Genomic DNA, 17219 nt, shown 5'->3' on the forward strand with positions numbered 1-17219 from the left:
CGTCTATTTCTTTTTTTGCGCTATAATAAAAGTCAATAATAGAAATAGAGGTGTCTTGATGGATTCATCGCAAGAAATTAAAGAGTTAAAAGAGCTGCTGTTGCATTATGAAAAAGTGATTCAGAATATGTCGGCTCCGATCATTCCATCCATTGTGCCCGATACCATTCTTGTTCCAATCGCCGGTTTTATTTTCCGGAATCGTTTTGAAACGATCCGCACGAAAGTGCTTCAATACGCGTCTGAACACCGGGATATCGAGTGCGTCATTTTTGATTTTACCGGTGTGCGGATTGAAGATGTGGAAAAATTCGATTACAACGAATTAGCCTGTGAATTGTCCCAGCTCAATAACGCTCTCAAGCTGATGGGCCTTCGTCCAATTTATGTCGGCTTTAATCCGCGCTTTGTCCGGGAAATTGTCCATGCGGGCATACAAGTGGAACTGGAAGTTTTTAATACATTCCGGGCAGCGCTGAAGAAACTCCTGGCGGAAAATGAAAAATCCTTGTATTCAATGTAAATGCCATCCGGGAACTTTTGAGGAGGTCTTAAAACTGAAAATTCTTCTTCCATTTGAAGGCTTGTCTCAATACAATGCAGCAATCGATGCCAAAAAACAGCGATCTGCCTGTGGGCCGACCACCATAGCTGCTATCCTCAAGCATCATGAAAAAATTGATTATGGAATTGAGCAGCTTTATGGCTTCCTTGGCACTACGCCAATCGGCCTTTTCACTTGGCGGCTGATCAAGAACTTCAAAAAAGCCGCCGGCCAGCGCTATCATATTGAAAAAGTCCGTTCACTGGAAACAGTCAAAGGTGAACTGCTTGCGGGGCGGCCGCTCGCAATGAAATTCGACCGCTATTTTTCATTCCGCTGGTTCTCTAAACCTTTGTATGACTACCATTGGGTGCCGCTTATCGGTTTTGAAGTCAAGGATGTTGATGTGGTCCTGTATATTCACGATAACGGAAAAAGAAACCGCCCGAGTAAAATACGGGCGGTTTCTTATAATGAAAACCGAAACGTTTTAACGTTCGTAAGGATCTGCCCGGTCAAAAGGAGATAGTTCCGGAATCAAGCTTTTCTCCAATTGGCGCGCCAGCAGTTTCAATTCCTGGTCGTCGAAAAGCTCGACCATATCGTTTGTATAATTCGGCACCACTATTTCATCAAGAGCCACATCGAGCGGAATATCGCATTTGATGACGGCCAGTTCTTTAGATAGCAGCAGCATATCCTTATGCTCTTCTATCTTTTTCTTTTGGGCAGGTTTCAATTCGTCAATCGCTTCAAGCACTCCATCGGTCGACCCGTATTTTTTGATGAGCTCCAAGGCAGTCTTCGGCCCGATCCCTTTTACTCCCGGGTAGCCATCGCTCGCATCTCCCATAAAGGCTTTGACATCCGCGAACTGATCTGGCTCGATGCCATATTCTTCTTTAAACCGGGTTTCAGTGTAAACATCATATATATGATAGCCTTTTTTCATGAAAGCGATTTTCACGGAAGGGTTTAAGAGTTGCAGCATGTCTTTGTCGCCTGTCATGATGGTGAAATCTGCTTCACCTTGCCATTGTTTTGTAAACGAGCCGATAAAGTCGTCAGCTTCGATGCCGGCTTCTCCGTAATTCTTCCAGCCAAGCTGCTCCGATACTTTTTTCGCCAAATCGAATTGATGCAGCATATCTTCCGGCGGCGCTGGCCGGTTTGCTTTGTAGCCGTCAAACATTTCAGTACGGAATGTCTGTGCCCCCATATCCCAGCACACTGCCAGATGCGTCGGCTTCATCATGGTTTTAGCGGCCAGAACATGCCGTGCAAATCCCTGTACACCGTTAGTTGCCAGCCCTTCCGTCGTCCGGAAATACTGTCCTACTGCGGAAGTTGCAAAAAAAGAGCGGAACAACAAAGCCATTCCATCTACTAATAAAACGTGTGGTCTTTCATTCATTGTAAATCCTCCATCCTTTATCAAACACTCTACCCATTATACCTCTTACTCACCGTAAAAGTCGGATTCGACCAACTGACAATCAATGGGAGAACAACCGTTGATTGTATTTCTTTTTAGCCAACAAAAAAACCGCCGAAGCGGCGGTTTTAACGTTTGCGTTTGACTGCTTTAAAATCAAGACTGATTGATTTGTAAAACGATATCATCATTAAGAGTATGATAAACGAGAAAGGAAAAGCAGCTATGATCAACGAAGTTTGAAGTGCACCTAATCCACCAGTTGACAATAAAACTACAGCAATCAGTGACTGAGAGATACCCCACGATATCTTAACGGAATTGGCTGGATTTAGCGATCCATTTGTCGATTGCATTCCGAGCACAAAGGTTGCCGAGTCTGCCGATGTGACAAAGAAAATAGCAATCAGCACAATAGCAATGACTGACAAGAAGGAACCAAGTGGCAATTGTTCGAATACAGCGAACAAAGTTTCTTCCGTCAACAAGCCAGTTAAATCTGTCCCTTTATTCTGCACATCCATAGCCGCCGTGCCGAAAGTCGCAAACCAAATGAAACTGAAAACAGCTGGAATCAAGAGAACCCCTGACAAGAACTGGCGAATTGTCCGGCCTTTCGAAACCCGAGCAATAAAGATTCCCACAAAAGGAGCCCAAGAAATCCACCAGGCCCAGTAAAACACAGTCCAGCCATCTATCCAGACACGTTCTTCTGAATTAACCGGTGCAGTACGGAAACTCATCTGGGCCAAATTTTGCAAATAGCTGCCGATCGTATCCGTGAAAGTGTTAAGAATTAGCAATGTCGGACCTAATATAAGAACTAAAATCATTAAGCAGACAGCCAAAACCATATTCGTATTGGACAAGTATTTAATCCCTTTACTCACTCCACTCCATGCGGAAATTGTAAATAGTATAGTAACAATAACGATAATAATGATTTGAACGATGAAATTATCACTTGGAATGCCCTCGAATAAAAACGACAAGCCTCCATTAATTTGTATGGCTCCAAAACCAAGTGTAGTGGCCACCCCCATAGCGGTAGCGAAAATGGCAATGACATCGACCAGCGTTCCCCATGGCCCTTTCATTTTATCACCGAAAATCGGTTTTAACGTTACAGAGATTAAGCCAGGCTCACCTTTTCGAAATTGGAAATATGCCAGTACTAATGCTACGGCACCATATATAGCCCAAGCGTGAATTCCCCAATGGAAAAAGGTGAAACGCATTGATTCCCGGAATGCTTCAGCAGAACCTGGCTCTGCAGTTGCCGGATCAATGGCAAAGTGAGATAGTGGTTCAGCTGCCCCCCAAAAGACCAGCCCAATACCCATTCCCGCTGAAAATAGCATGGATACCCATGATATAAACGAAAATTCCGGTTTGTCATCTTCTTTCCCTAATTTGATTTTCCCCATCGGGCTGACGAGGAAAAATAGACAAAATAGAACTATGACCGAAACGACCAATAAATAATACCATCCAAACGAAGTTGTCAGGAATGACTCTATATTGCCTGTAACTTCTGCGAAATTTTCTGGCGCGAATGTACCGTACGCAACTGCCAATAAGACGATAGCAAGCGAAATCCAGAAAACATTGGTTACTTTTTTCATATAGTATCTCTCCTTCTCTTTTAACACATTTCTTTATGTTAAAGAATATTGGAAGTGATGTCAAATCAGCTTCTATTTGAAAAGATTTAGAATCATAAGTCTTTGAGTTGCAATATGCATATATTAAAAAGAATGGAAGAAACCCCTCGAGTAAATGATTTCGTTTCCTTCTTCTAAGAGTCTTTCCAGCAAGTTTACCTCTCGAACCATTTTTACAACTTGATTAGTCACCATATACAATAATTCTATTCCCTTTCTCTTTTTAAATTATCCCTTAGCTTCCCTTCTTCAAAAAATAAAAATACCGCCATTCAATTGAATGGCGGTAACATATACGAATGACTTAGAAAGTAAGCACTCCGAAAGCAAGTGCTGCAAAAATCATGACAAAGCACGAGCCTAATGCCCATTTAAAAATGAATTTTTGGTGGTCCCCGAACTCCACTCCCGCCATCCCTACAAGCAAGTAGGCAGATGCTATTAATGGGCTCATGGCATGGACGGGTTGGCCAAGCAGTGATGCACGTGCAATTTCTACCGGGTCTACGCCATAAACTGCTGCAGTTTCAGCTAGAATCGGCAATACGCCAAAATAATAAGGGTCGTTTGCCATAAAGTAAGTGAACGGAATACTTGTGACAGCTGTAATAATCGCAAAATACGGACCAGCAGATTCTGGAATCACGGCAACTAAACTGTTAGCCATCGCATCAACCATTTCGGTTCCTGATAAGATCCCTGTAAAGATGCCGGAAGCAAAAACCAATCCGACTACTGCCAAGACATTTCCAGCATGATTGGATATTCTTTCTTTCTGGTCATCCAATTTCGGATAGTTGATCATCAGCGCTATGACAAAAGCAATCATGAACAAAGTCGATAATGGCAATACAGACGTCACCAAACAGATGATCAATGTAACAGTTAATAGAAAATTGATCCAGATTAATTTCGGCCGCTTCGTATTTTCCATAGCGGCAGTTGCACTTAATTCACTGATAACAAGTTTTTCTTCTTTCGAATATTGAATCTCCGCAATCCCTAAACGTTTGCGCTCTCTTTTCCCTAGAACAAATGCTGTAAATAAGGTCCATAAAATCCCGGCTGCCATAACAGGAATAAGCGGTGTAAACACATCTGCTACATCAAGCTGAAGTGCAGCAACTGCTCTTGCAGTCGGCCCACCCCAAGGCGTCATGTTCATGACACCAAATGACAGCATGGCTACACATGTCAGGATGAGCGGATTCATTCCAATGCGTTTATAAAGCGGCAGCATCGCTGTTACCGTGATCATATAAGTAGTCGTCCCATCGCCGTCAAGTGCGACAGCCATGGCAAGAACAGCGGTACCTATGACGATCTTCAATGGATCGCCTTTAACAATTGATAGTATTTTTGACACTAGCGGATCAAACAATCCCGCATCAATCATAATACCGAAATACAGAATAGCGAACATCAGCATGACACCCGTCGGTGCCACTTGCTTAATCCCTTCCAGCATCATATCACCGAGGCCTGTCCAAAATCCTCCCAGCAATGCAAAGATAATCGGTATCGTCACTAACGCAACCATCGCGGACATCCGCTTGGTAATGATTAAAAACATGAATACACCGATCATTGAAAACCCTAAAAGTGCTAACATATTTATTCCCCCTCTATTTTTTCCATTGTCCGTTGATAAATTCAATAAATAATTCAACAATTTAGATATTGTTTATTAATATAGATTAGCTATGCAGCTATGTAAACGTTTACAAAATATTGTTATTTAAATACTTAAAAGCTATTTCGTACATTAAAACCATTGTCTGATTTTTTCTGATCCTTTTATTTAGAATGCAAAACAATAAAAAGAGGTTGCCTCAGGGTGTGTTTTAACTCTCCGCCAGCCTGCATAAACCGGCGAAAGTAGTAACACAGTTATCCCTAAGGCAACCTCATAATAAGATGATTTCTATATTTCAAAGTGTCTACAGAACAAGAAATGGATGCCGAAAATATTTATTTCGTTAAATCCATTTCAGCTTTTTTATTTATCCAGAAACTTATTCGTCTTTCTCGTTAGTCTTCATCAAATCCTCATACATCTTACTTTGCTGTTCTAGAAATTGAGTTGTTTCACTACTATTCATATAAAAATCTTTCCACATATACTTCTCGAGTGTTTGCTGCCATTGTTCTGTTTGCACCATTTTTTCAATCGTCTGATCCCAAAATCGAATTTCATCTTCCGTCATATCAGGCGGTCCCATAATGCCTCGCCAATGCTCGAATACAATTTCAATTCCTTCTTCTGACCAAGTCGGGACTTCAGGCAGTTCTTTTAACCGGTCATCAGACGAGATAACAAGTATTTTCACTTGATCAAGGTCATAGTATTTTTTCGCTTCCGCTAACGTCATGGTTGCCACATCTATTTGCTTTTTCAATAAGGCATCCACTACGTTGGCACTGTTTTCATAAATTTGAAAGTTAAGTTTTTCCGGCTGCACGCCAGCTCGTTTACTCGCCAGTACAAACGACAATTGATCATCATTTCCTAATCTCGGAGAAACGCCAATTTTATAATCTTGCGGTGCATCTTTCAGATTTCCCATCATGGTTTTGGCGCTATCAATGCTTGAATCTTTTGAAACCACCACCACTTCCCATTCTGTAGCCAATATCGCCAGTGGAGTAAAATCTTTATAGGTCAACTGGCTTTGGCCCAATAAATGATTCGTGATAAGCAAGCTGGAGTTGACCGCTAATACGGAATCTTTCTGCTGCTGCGTATATTTCCAGCCTAATTCTCCGCCAGCCCCAACTTTATTGAGCACATGAACTTCCCCATCAATCAGGTTTTCACTCAGTAAACTTTCCTGCATCGCTCGTGCCGTTATGTCCCATCCTCCGCCAATTGACCCGGCAACAATCGTGATTTCATCTGTCGCCAGCTCCTGATTTTCTTCAGGAGTGCATCCCGTTAAAAGAATGGCGAAAAATATGGAAATGATCATTATCTTTTTTCTCATTCTTTATCCCTCGTTAACTTAATGAAATAAACCATGGCGTATTTCTATTCACCAAAGGTGCCATTTTATTGAATCATTCTACAAAGTAGTATTTTCTTTGTGGCCTTCCAACAATCCCGTACTCATGTTTTGCTACGCAGACATTTACTGAAACCAAATACTCCAAATATCTTCTTGCCGTCGTTCGGGAGATTCCCATTTCTTCACTCATTTCATCAATGGAAACGCCTTTCAGCCTCTCCACTACAACTTTCACTTTATCCAAAGTATGGCCATCTACACCTGTTGGAAGATCATTTTGCATCGCAGCTGGCTGCTTTGCGGATCCAAACAGTTGGTCGATCATTTTTTGATTTACTTCATCATTAGTGCCGAGCAATTTTCTTTTTCTTTTAAACTCTTCAATCGTTTCCACAAACTTGTCCATGGTTACCGGCTTTAAGAGATAATTGAAAACACCGTATCGGACAGCTTTCTCAAGCATCGCTTTTTCGGTAGCAGCAGTCACCATAATAATATCGACCAGCGGGTAACTTTCCCGTATTCTCGGCAATAATTCCGTCCCCAGTTCATCGGGCATATAAATGTCCAGCAACAGCAAATCCACTTCATTTTCACGTAAAAGATCCATCGTTTCTTTCGCATTTAATGCCTTTCCTACCAACTTTACATCCGTTACTTTTTGCAAGAACTGCTCCTGTACTTGAGCAATCCGAAAATCATCTTCTGCTATAACCACTTTAATCATGGTATTTCCCTCCTGAATTTATCCCATCATCTTTTTTGGGAGGTAGACGGTAAAAATGGTCCTGCTTTCTTGTTCAGTGCTTACTTCAATTGTGCCACCCAACGATTCGACAATGCGCTTCACGTTGAATAAGCCGAATCCTCTATTTTCACCCTTCGAGGAGTATCCCATCGTAAATAGCGCATCTAATTTATCGTTTGGAATTCCTTTTCCATTGTCCGTTACTTCTATTATAATATCGTTGCCAAAATCCGTAATTGAAAACGCCACTTTTTTCTCTTGCTGCTGCTCTACTGCATCAAAGGCATTATCAATCAGATTCCCAATAATGACAACCGCATCTGCTGCCTCTATATGGCTTGGCAATGGATCGACGTAACTGTCAGGATCCACTTCAAAGTGAATTTTCTTTTCCGAAGCCTTTCCGATTTTCCCTAACAAAATAGCCTGGACATTCGCATCGTGAATTTGATTGAACAAAATCTGGTTTTGATGCTTATGTGTGACTGACTCTTTCTGGATAAACTCAAATGCATCCTGGTATCGCTCTAATTGCAATAACCCGGACAGCAAAAATAATTTATTGGCGTATTCATGGGTTTGTGCACGAAGCCCTTCCGAATACTCACGAACCTCTGTTATGGTATTCATTAGATTTTTTAATTCCGTTTTGTCCCGGAAACTGGAAACAACGCCTGCCACCTGGCCATTTTCAATAATCGGGATGATATTAAAGATAAAAATCTTTTCATTAATCAAGACCTCTGCGTTATTAACCGATTTCCCTGTTTGTAACACGTCATCTATTTGAATCTGTTGAAGAAATTGCTTGAGGGGCTGGCCTATAAGGTTGTCCTCATCAAAATCTAACATCGACTTCGCTGAATGATTGATCAACGTGATCCATCCGTTTTCATCAATCGCTATAATCCCTTCTTTGACGGATAACAAAATGGCGTTTCTTTCCCTATACAAGGCAGCAATTTCGTGCGGCTCCAGTCCCAATGTATCTTTTCTGATGCTTTTCGCCAGAAAAATGCCTCCGAATATTCCCACCAGCAAAACAATCAAAGATGCAATCATAATAACCCTGATTCGTTCATAGATGCTTTGGTAAATATCCCTTTCCAAAAATTCGACGGATACGGTCCCAATGATTTGCGTGTATTCACCGTAATCCGCAATGATCGGCACTTTCCCGATGATCACGGTTCCTTGTTCCCGTTCCACTTCAAAATTATTCGAGCCCCCGAAAATTAATGCCCGGTAACTGATAGGATCCATGCTCTCTTGGCCAACGAGACTTGGATTCACATGTGAATAAATGATTCTCTCGCGATCTTCGATGACGATATCCGCTGCATTCACTTGATCTTTTATCTGCTCAGCAATTGGGCGGAAACGGCTGTCTGCATCATTTTCTTCAATGGCCTCCCGAAGTTCAGGCAAAAGAGAAATCGTCTTGGCCGATTGCAAAGCCAATTGTTCCACTTGGTCCCTGGTATCTACAGATTCTAAATAAGCGAAGATACCGGCAAGCAGAGTTACGATAAAAAGGATCAGCGCACTGATCAACCCAAGTATTTTGGTTTGTAATGGAATGTTTTTCATTTTATTCATTAGCATGACTCTTTTCTTAACATTACGATTATTTTCTCATCACTCATTATAGCTTATGGGATTCTAATTGGGGGTTCGGATCTTATCTTTATGATATAAAACAAATAGAAAAACGCACCGCTTGCAGAACTGGTTTAACGTTCTGCAAGCGGTGCATTTCTTCTTAAAGAATAAACTTTAGCTAATCTTCAATTCCCATCGACTGTTTATACCCTTTTAGATAGGAAATTTCAGAGGGACTTCCCAGCTCCATTGAATTCATCGCCCGGTGCCAGTGTGGATAGAGAGGCGCCGGCCTAGCGACTGATTCGATCCGGTCATGCTCCTCCTTGGTCAGCTGAATATCAAATGAAGCGATATTTTCCTTCAACTGCTCCTCGTTGCGGGCTGCGATGACAATCGGGCCGACATTCGGACGGTCCCTCACCCAAGAGTAAGCGATTTGCGGAATGGATGCGTTGTGGTTCATCGCAACGTCCTCCAGAGCATCAATCACTTGGTAAAGGCGTTCTTGGTCCTGAACCCAAGGCTCCGGCCATCCGGCGCCTTGGCGCGTATTGTCAGGGGCTTGTTTATGCCGCCCAATCTTGCCGTTGAGCAATCCTTCGCCGAGCGGACTCCAGATCATCGAACTGACGCCAAGTTCCGCTCCTGCCGGCAACAGCTCATACTCCGCTTCCCGTGCTTCTGGCGTATAGTAGATTTGCTGGGTGACCGGTGGGATGCAACCCAGCTGCTGTGCAACTGAATAAGTTCTAGCCAGTGCCCATCCGCTGTAATTTGAAACACCCCAATGCCGAATTTTTCCGGATTTAATCAGGCTCGTCATCGTTTCCACCGTTTCTTCGATTGGCGTCTGCCCATCCCAAAGATGGGTAAGATACAAATCAAGATAGTCCGTCCCGAGCCGCTCTAAAGTTTGGTCAATAGAACTTAAGATATTGTTGCGTGATGCACCGCGATTGTTCGGATTGTCGCTTAACGGAAATCCTGTTTTCGATGTCAGCAGCACTCGATCCCGGCGCCCTTTGATAGCCGCGCCAAGTACGCGCTCTGCATCGCCTTTTGAGTAAAGATTCGCCGTGTCGAACATGTTGATGCCCGCTTCCAGCGACAAATCCACCATCCGGCGGGCCTGGTCTTCCTTGATGTCGCCGGCTGCTTCAAAACCATTCGTCCCGCTGAACGGGACCGTTCCAAGTATGTATTTGGGTACACGCAAGCCTGAGTTGCCCAAGTAGATGTTTTCCATGAGAGCCTCCTAATAAATATGCATTATTGATTAATGCGGGATATTATTGGAGTACCCTACTGTTCATTCTGCAAAACTGAATATTTTCAATTATTATATTCTCATAAAAGAAGAAGAGAACAGCTAGGAGAAGCTATTTTTTATAGTAATGGATTTTCCTTTTTCTATTTATCGTATACATAATCATTTTATTATCTATAAGACGACAATTATTGAGAATTTTAATAGCTGATAATTAATAAAGCGATGTTTCAGTTTAAAACATCGCTTTTGTCTCTTATGTTATGGTTTTCTACATAAATAATGTCATTTTCATCTATAGAGTTGAATAATTCTTTAATGGGTATAACTTCAGAAACTGTAAAATCTCTTCCTTTAACAGCAACTGCGATGACCTCGTTTCTATTATTAACAATCGGTCCCCCACTATTCCCACCATGAATTGACATATTAACTGTATATCTTAAAAACTGTGTTTGTGCAAAAACATTTGCTCTAGCACTTTGAACTTTCCCTTCAACTTCATGTAAATACTGTCCATCCTTATATTCTGGATAGCCAAGTAAACAACATTCCATTCCAGATTCGATTTCAGAGGAATAATTAAAACCTACTTTGGTTTTGTCAATACCTTCGATTTCCAGTATTGCTATATCCCTTACCTCATCAAAGGCGAGAATTTTTGCAAACCATACATCATCTTCGTATCTTGATTTAGAAACTGGAATATAATATTCATTTTCAAATCTTGCATAATCAAATTTTATTACTTTTTCTAGATAAGGCTTGATTACATGCCAATTTGTTATTAAACCTATATCCTTTAACATAAATCCTGTACCTTGCCCTGTTTCTAAATCATCCTTCTTATAAGCTCCCACTATATATTCCGCAAATGCATCACTTTCAATTACAAATATATTTTGTTCCCTAAATTGTTTTATTGACAAAGGAATATTAATAAAAGCATATGTTTTCTCATTCTGATCATTTACGTGTTTAATTATTTCATTATATCTAGTAGCGTATTTAAAAAACACCTCGTCTTTTTTACCTTTAACAAAACCAATATGTGAAATCATTCCCCTCACTATATTAAACATATTGTAATCTTTAAACAAAGTTTTTCTAAATTTATGCTTATTGTAAAATATTCTTTCAGCTTCCTCTAAATTATCAATATTTTTTTCAATATTATTTAATATAGTCCGAATTTTTTTAACATACTTCCTATTTACGTTTAATTTAGTATTAATTTTTATTCCAGTTACATATTGTGCCTTATTCTTTCTACTGATTCTCGTTTTACTATTATTTATATTGAAACCATTGGATGAGATGAGATTAGACAATACACTACCTAGTACTAAATTAATTTCATCATGAAGTATATCCTTGTGTATTTCATTTAAATTTGTAGAAAAAGTTATATCATCGGCATATCTCGTATAAACACATTTTTTGGACTTAGCTAATCTATGTAATTGTTTATCTAATTTATTTGCAATAATATTAGAAATTATAGGAGAAGTAGCTGCTCCTTGAGCAAGAACATTGTTATTATCACAACAAATATTTGCAAGCGTAGTTGCAACAATTGAATTAAATTTAAAATAAGTCATAAACATTGCTCTAATTCTTGCAAAATTTATACTTCCGAAAAAATTTTCTAAATCTATATTTAAAATAACTTTATTATTAATATGCGCTAATGCATTAGTTTTTATACTTTTGTCTAATATAAATCCATGAGACGCATTGTGTGACTTTGTATAAACTAACTTTAAGATGTAATTTAACTTTTTCTGAATTATATCTAAGTTTTTTGAAGGCTTGTTAATCTGCCGAAATTCGTCTTTTTGTTTTTTAGGAATTTTAAAGTTAGTATAAGATTTTTTTTCTACTACATGTTTCCACAAAAGTTCCTGGGGAACTTCTAGCAAATTAGCTATATCTTCAAATGATTCTAAAACCTCAAATTGACTTTTAATAGTCTCATCTAACTTCATTAATTTAATTTGCATTTATAGAACTCCCTATAAATTTTGGAGTAGCCATTCCTACCTTTCTAGTCATCCGTGTATCAACGTTAAATAACAGTAGACGAAAAGTATACGTGCAGGAATATATATTCCATTTTCTATTTATCAAATAAAGGCGATAACACCTTTGATGTTCGAAGCTACTCCAATATAAATTATATAACTAATATCGACCTTTGCATATTCTTTGTATGTAAAATGTTAAATCAATTTTAGAATATAATTATTTAACTATATATTTCATCAAGTAAAAATAGCTTAAAATCTATAGCTCTTAAGATATTTTCTATACTAAGGATCATAAAATAGTTTTAGTTCCTGTTATCCATAATTAAGGTTGAGATACTAGTTAAGGGAATGATTTTATAACTTTTGTAAATAGAATCTGAAAATTTATTAAATAGAAATATAGATAGAAGATTTAATTCAACACCTTATTTCTAATGTCCGTACACTTAGCTTGTCTAGAGCTGCCATAGCTCATTTGGTTACATTTCTTTTTTAAATCTCTTTAATTACACTATAGCTACTTGAATTTTTTGGCCTTATTACTTAATAAGTTAATTTAAGCTTATAAATACAACAAGCATTTTAGTTTTAGCCCTAAAATGAGCAATATTCAAAATCACTTAAAAACACAACAAGGCCGAAAACCTTAATATAAGGTTTTCGGCCTTGTTAAATTATTTGACTCCAAAGTATGGAGACGGCGGGAGTCGAACCCGCGTCCAGAAACTCCGCTACTTGAGCGTCTACGCGTGTAGCTTACTTATTAGGGTTTCATGCGCCATTCTGCCAGTAAGCAGGCGTCCTGGGCACTAATTTGAGAATCTCTTGCCAGCAGCTCAAATGGCACTGCAAGCCGTATCCCACTAAAGTTGAGCTTTACCTAGCCACATGGGCGATGGATAGATAAAGCAGATCCGAGCTTACGCTGCGAATGCTAGGTTTTGGTTTGTTTTGCCAGTTACTATAGTTACGTTGGTGACGGAGCCGATCCTCCGACGCGCGACCCAAGCCCAGATCATCCCTGTCGAATCCGTAACGTCCCCTCATTAATAAAGGAACACGGAAAGGCGATTAGCCTTGTGTGCTATATGAATATTATAAGACAATAATGGTCAGACTTCAAGTCTTAACGGTTACGGTCTTTCAAAGCCCGGTCAATTTCACGTTTAGCGTCTTTTTTCTTCAAGTCCTGGCGCTTATCGTAGTTTTTCTTACCCTTACCGATGCCCAGCAGCACTTTGGCATAACCGTCTTTCAAGTACATCTTCAACGGTATGATTGCCGCTCCCTGCACTTTCGACACCCCTACAAGTTCATTGATCTGCTTTTTATGCAGCAGCAGTTTCCGGACTCTCGTCGGATCGTGGTTAAAGATATTGCCTTGTTCATATGGAGCGATGTGCATATTGGAAATCCAGGCTTCGCCGTTCCGGATCCGAACAAACGCATCCACAAGCTGCACTTTGCCGTTTCGTGCAGATTTGATTTCAGTTCCTTGCAGCACAATTCCGGCTTCAATCGTTTCTTCGATGAAATAATCGAACCCTGCTTTTTTGTTTTGTGCGATAACTTTTCCTTCGCCTTTTGCCATGCTGTTTTCACCTCAAATAGATTCAAAAAGGGCGGCAGCTGAGCCGCTCCTTTATTATTTCTTTTTGCGTCCTGGACCTTTGCCCTTAGCAACGCCTTCATAAAACTTTTTCTTTTTGTTTTTCGGTTTGCGGGTCGGACTTCCTGGCTTATCGGCTGGTTTGCCACCTGGTTTTCCGCTTCTTCCCGGCTTTTTATCGCCGTCTTTTTTCGTGGCGCGGATGACTTTTGGTGCGTCTTTTCTCGTGCGGCGTACGCTCTGCGGCATGCCGACGATTTCAAAGTCGATCGACGATTCTTCCGGCTTGACGCCGATCACTTTCACTTGAATTTCATCTCCGATGCGGAACTGGCGTTTTGAACGCTCACCAATCATCATCATCTGGCGGTCATCGAAGCGGTAGAAATCATCCGTCATGTTCGACACGTGGACTAATCCCTCAATCGTATTCGCCAATTCGACGAACAAGCCGAAATTCGTTACAGAAGAAATGATGCCTTCAAATTCTTCGCCGATTTTATCTGCCATGTATTGTGATTTCTTCAATGCATCTGTGTCGCGTTCGGCATCGACTGCCCGGCGTTCGCGCTCAGACGTGTGCTCAGCGATTTCATCCATATGGGCTTCCCAGTGCATGATGGTCGCTTTCGACAAGTCTTTATTGATCAAATACGTGCGGATCAAGCGGTGAATGACCAAATCTGGGTAACGGCGGATCGGCGATGTGAAATGCGTATAAAATTCACTGGCAAGCCCGAAATGGCCTACGCTTTCAGCCGAGTATTTCGCCTGCTGCATAGAGCGCAGCATCATTGTCGAAACGACCGCCTCTTCTGGTGTGTCTTTGATGGAATTAATAATTTCCTGCAAGGCGCTCGGATGCACTTGCGTACCGCTGCCTTTTACCATGATCCCAAAATTGGTGATAAATTCGAAAAAGCGCTGAAGCTTCTCCGGCTTTGGATCTTCGTGAATCCGGTAAAGCGAAGGTACGTCCATATTATGGAAATGTTCCGCCACCGTTTCGTTCGCTGCCAGCATGAATTCCTCGATCAATCGTTCGGAAACCGTGCGTTCACGAACCACGACATCCACCGGATAGCCATCTTCATCAACAAGGACTTTCGATTCTTTAAAGTCGAAATCGATTGCTCCGCGGCGCATGCGGCGTTCTCTGAGGATGGCCGCCAAGTCTTTCATCAACTCAAACATTGGAACAAGATCTGCGTACTTCTCTTTCAGTTCCTGATTGTCCGTTTCCAGTATTTCATAGACATCGGTATACGTCATCCGCGCGGAAGTATTGATGACGCTTTGGAAAATATCGTGCGAAAGCACTTCGCCCATATCGTTGAAGATCATTTCACACGACAGCGTCAAGCGGTCCACTTGCGGATTCAGCGAGCAGATGCCGTTCGACAGGCGATGAGGAATCATTGGGATAACTCGGTCCGTCAAATAAATGCTCGTTGCCCGGTCATAAGCTTCCCGGTCAATCGCTGATCCTTCTGTGACATAATGGCTGACGTCGGCGATGTGGACGCCCAATTTATAAGTTCCATCCTCTAATTTTATTACTTGGACAGCATCATCCAAATCTTTTGCATCGGCGCCATCAATCGTCACGATCTGCTGATCGCGCAAATCGCGCCGATCTTTTAAATCTCCTTGATCGATTTCTTCCGGCACATTGTTCGCTTGCTCCAGGACATCCGGTGGAAATTCTGTCTCAATGCCATGTTTATGAATAATGGATAAGATATCAACGCCGGGATCATTTTTATGGCCCAAGATTTGCGAGATGATTCCCGTTGCGGACATCCGTCCTTCCGGCCAGCCCGTAATTTCGACAACAACTTTATGGCCATCAACCGCGCCAAGTGTATCGTCTTTTGCGATAAAGACGTCCATATTCAATTTCTTATCATCCGGCACGACAAAACCGAAGCCGCGGTTGTCTTGGAAAGTGCCGACCACTTTTGAAGTGCCCCGTTCCAGAATCCGGATAATGGTGCCTTCGCGGCGGTCGCCTGCTGAAGCCTCCGATACACGAATCATGACTTTATCGCCGTTGACCGCTCCATTCACTTCGTTCGGTGGAATGAAAATATCATCCAAACCGGCTTCTTCTGGTGCCACAAAGCCGAAGCCTTTGGCATGGCCGATGAATTTTCCGCGCATTAGATTCATTCGCTCCGGTACTCCGTAACGGTTGGCACGCGACCGGACAAGCAGTCCTTTTTCTTCAAGCTTCACCAAGGTTTTCACCAATTCTTTAAATTCATCGGCATCTTCAAAGCCGAATTGCTCTTCTATTTCCTGTACAGTCAATGGTTTATAAGCGTCTTCACGCATAAACTCCAATAACCGTTGGTCCAATGTCATTTCTTTATTCGCCATACTGAATTCCTCCTCTAAGACGGTCTCACACGCTCCAATCGAGCGATTCGAGAAATGCTAAAATGTCTTGATGCAATTGTTGTTTTTCTTTATCGAGCGTAATGACATGCCCGGATTTCTCGTACCACTTGATATTTTTCTGGAAAGATTCTGCTTCTTCATAAATGATGTTGGCAGAATCAGTATCGATCACATCATCCAATGAACCTTGGACGACAAAAAGCGGAGCGTATACATGATCCACCTGTCCTCTGACATGGCCAATCAATTTCCGTAAATCGGCAAGTGACTCCATTGGAGTTTCTTGAAACTTCTTCATTTCTTCTTCGATAACTTGTTCGTCTTTTCCTTCATACTTCTTATAATCCCGGGCATATTTTAACACGCCTTCATACATCAATTCGGTTGTTTTCATATGCATGGGCGCACACATTGTGATGAGTCCCTTTACAGGGAATGTATACCCTATCTTCAGTGTAAATACGCCGCCAAGCGATAAACCGGCAACGGCAATTTCCTCATAACCTTCTTCTTTTAATTGGTTATAAGCTTTCTCAACATCTTTCCACCAGTCTGCCGGACCTGTAGGAAGCAATTTCTCCGGCTCCACTCCGTGTCCCGCATAATGGGGAGCAATAGACGTATAGCCCTGTTTTTCAAGAAAACGGCCGAGCATCCGGACGTCCGCTGAATTCCCTGTAAATCCGTGCAGCAAAAGCACGGCTCTTGGTCCTGCTTTAAAGAAAAATGGTTTTGGCTGCGAAATCCGCATAAATATCCTCCATCCTTATTTACATAAATCAAATTAATTATTTTCGTTAAGATAACATCTTCTATCAATATCCAATCCACTTTAAAAGAAAGAGCGGAAGGCGGCGAGGGCAAATATTGTGCTCCTGCATCGCTTCGCTAGCTTCGAGACATGAAAGT

The 17219-nt window shown here is 41.3% G+C and carries 13 protein-coding genes and 1 other RNA gene; 2 read left to right on the forward strand and 12 right to left on the reverse strand.

The annotated features are described in order from the left end of the window. The first annotated feature begins 58 nt into the window (after positions 1 to 58). Complete coding sequence (locus ACSFXN_RS16640; RefSeq protein WP_437151245.1) at positions 59 to 523, forward strand: STAS domain-containing protein; 465 nt, start codon at positions 59 to 61, stop codon at positions 521 to 523. Continuing rightward, complete coding sequence (locus tag ACSFXN_RS16645) at positions 498 to 1073, forward strand: hypothetical protein (protein ID WP_437151246.1); 576 nt, start codon at positions 498 to 500, stop codon at positions 1071 to 1073. The genes ACSFXN_RS16640 and ACSFXN_RS16645 overlap by 26 nt, the downstream gene beginning before the upstream one ends. Here ACSFXN_RS16645 and ACSFXN_RS16650 read toward each other — a convergent pair. From ACSFXN_RS16650 to ACSFXN_RS16705, 12 genes are all read right to left on the reverse strand, one after another. Continuing rightward, positions 1035 to 1958 (reverse strand): 5'-3' exonuclease, encoded by a 924-nt coding sequence (locus tag ACSFXN_RS16650; protein ID WP_437151247.1) that lies wholly within the window; start codon positions 1956 to 1958, stop codon positions 1035 to 1037. The genes ACSFXN_RS16645 and ACSFXN_RS16650 overlap by 39 nt on opposite strands. Before the next feature lie 149 nt (positions 1959 to 2107). After that, the gene (locus ACSFXN_RS16655; protein ID WP_437151248.1) at positions 2108 to 3604 is read right to left on the reverse strand and encodes a glycine betaine uptake BCCT transporter; all 1497 of its coding nucleotides are present in this window, start codon (positions 3602 to 3604) and stop codon (positions 2108 to 2110) included. Between the two features lie 343 nt (positions 3605 to 3947). Beyond that, complete coding sequence (locus tag ACSFXN_RS16660) at positions 3948 to 5255, reverse strand: CitMHS family transporter (protein ID WP_437151249.1); 1308 nt, start codon at positions 5253 to 5255, stop codon at positions 3948 to 3950. A 403-nt stretch (positions 5256 to 5658) separates the two neighbouring features. Then, positions 5659 to 6627, reverse strand: coding sequence for a tripartite tricarboxylate transporter substrate binding protein (locus ACSFXN_RS16665; RefSeq protein WP_437151250.1), 969 nt, complete (start codon positions 6625 to 6627; stop codon positions 5659 to 5661). A gap of 73 nt (positions 6628 to 6700) precedes the next feature. After that, positions 6701 to 7375 (reverse strand): response regulator, encoded by a 675-nt coding sequence (locus tag ACSFXN_RS16670; protein WP_437151251.1) that lies wholly within the window; start codon positions 7373 to 7375, stop codon positions 6701 to 6703. An 18-nt stretch (positions 7376 to 7393) separates the two neighbouring features. After that, a complete protein-coding gene (locus tag ACSFXN_RS16675; protein WP_437151252.1) occupies positions 7394 to 8995 on the reverse strand; it encodes an ATP-binding protein in 1602 nt (533 codons plus the stop codon). A gap of 181 nt (positions 8996 to 9176) precedes the next feature. Continuing rightward, the gene (locus ACSFXN_RS16680; RefSeq protein ID WP_437151253.1) at positions 9177 to 10247 is read right to left on the reverse strand and encodes an aldo/keto reductase; all 1071 of its coding nucleotides are present in this window, start codon (positions 10245 to 10247) and stop codon (positions 9177 to 9179) included. Positions 10248 to 10498: 251 nt separating this feature from the next. After that, positions 10499 to 12271 (reverse strand): reverse transcriptase domain-containing protein, encoded by a 1773-nt coding sequence (locus ACSFXN_RS16685; RefSeq protein WP_437151254.1) that lies wholly within the window; start codon positions 12269 to 12271, stop codon positions 10499 to 10501. Positions 12272 to 12987: 716 nt separating this feature from the next. Further along, positions 12988 to 13341, reverse strand: a transfer-messenger RNA (tmRNA) gene (ssrA, locus tag ACSFXN_RS16690). A gap of 83 nt (positions 13342 to 13424) precedes the next feature. After that, positions 13425 to 13889 (reverse strand): SsrA-binding protein SmpB, encoded by a 465-nt coding sequence (gene smpB / locus ACSFXN_RS16695; RefSeq protein WP_301857523.1) that lies wholly within the window; start codon positions 13887 to 13889, stop codon positions 13425 to 13427. Positions 13890 to 13943: 54 nt separating this feature from the next. Next, a complete protein-coding gene (gene rnr / locus ACSFXN_RS16700; protein ID WP_437151255.1) occupies positions 13944 to 16289 on the reverse strand; it encodes a ribonuclease R in 2346 nt (781 codons plus the stop codon). A gap of 25 nt (positions 16290 to 16314) precedes the next feature. Continuing rightward, positions 16315 to 17061, reverse strand: a complete 747-nt coding sequence (locus ACSFXN_RS16705) for an alpha/beta hydrolase (protein ID WP_300992064.1) — start codon at positions 17059 to 17061, stop codon at positions 16315 to 16317. Between the last annotated feature and the right edge of the window lie 158 nt (positions 17062 to 17219).

Origin of the sequence: Planococcus sp. 1R117A (assembly GCF_051417975.1) — a bacterium.
GTDB lineage: Bacteria > Bacillota > Bacilli > Bacillales_A > Planococcaceae > Planococcus > Planococcus shenhongbingii.

Excerpts from the sequence above, each read along its gene's own strand:
- ACSFXN_RS16640 (WP_437151245.1), top strand. The coding sequence starts at position 59 with ATGGATTCATCGCAAGAAATTAAAGAGTTAAAAGAGCTGCTGTTGCAT.
- ACSFXN_RS16645 (WP_437151246.1), top strand. The coding sequence starts at position 498 with ATGAAAAATCCTTGTATTCAATGTAAATGCCATCCGGGAACTTTTGAG.
- ACSFXN_RS16650 (WP_437151247.1), bottom strand. The coding sequence starts at position 1,958 with ATGAATGAAAGACCACACGTTTTATTAGTAGATGGAATGGCTTTGTTG.
- ACSFXN_RS16655 (WP_437151248.1), bottom strand. The coding sequence starts at position 3,604 with ATGAAAAAAGTAACCAATGTTTTCTGGATTTCGCTTGCTATCGTCTTA.
- ACSFXN_RS16660 (WP_437151249.1), bottom strand. The coding sequence starts at position 5,255 with ATGTTAGCACTTTTAGGGTTTTCAATGATCGGTGTATTCATGTTTTTA.
- ACSFXN_RS16665 (WP_437151250.1), bottom strand. The coding sequence starts at position 6,627 with ATGAGAAAAAAGATAATGATCATTTCCATATTTTTCGCCATTCTTTTA.
- ACSFXN_RS16670 (WP_437151251.1), bottom strand. The coding sequence starts at position 7,375 with ATGATTAAAGTGGTTATAGCAGAAGATGATTTTCGGATTGCTCAAGTA.
- ACSFXN_RS16675 (WP_437151252.1), bottom strand. The coding sequence starts at position 8,995 with ATGAATAAAATGAAAAACATTCCATTACAAACCAAAATACTTGGGTTG.
- ACSFXN_RS16680 (WP_437151253.1), bottom strand. The coding sequence starts at position 10,247 with ATGGAAAACATCTACTTGGGCAACTCAGGCTTGCGTGTACCCAAATAC.
- ACSFXN_RS16685 (WP_437151254.1), bottom strand. The coding sequence starts at position 12,271 with ATGCAAATTAAATTAATGAAGTTAGATGAGACTATTAAAAGTCAATTT.
- smpB (WP_301857523.1), bottom strand. The coding sequence starts at position 13,889 with ATGGCAAAAGGCGAAGGAAAAGTTATCGCACAAAACAAAAAAGCAGGG.
- rnr (WP_437151255.1), bottom strand. The coding sequence starts at position 16,289 with ATGGCGAATAAAGAAATGACATTGGACCAACGGTTATTGGAGTTTATG.
- ACSFXN_RS16705 (WP_300992064.1), bottom strand. The coding sequence starts at position 17,061 with ATGCGGATTTCGCAGCCAAAACCATTTTTCTTTAAAGCAGGACCAAGA.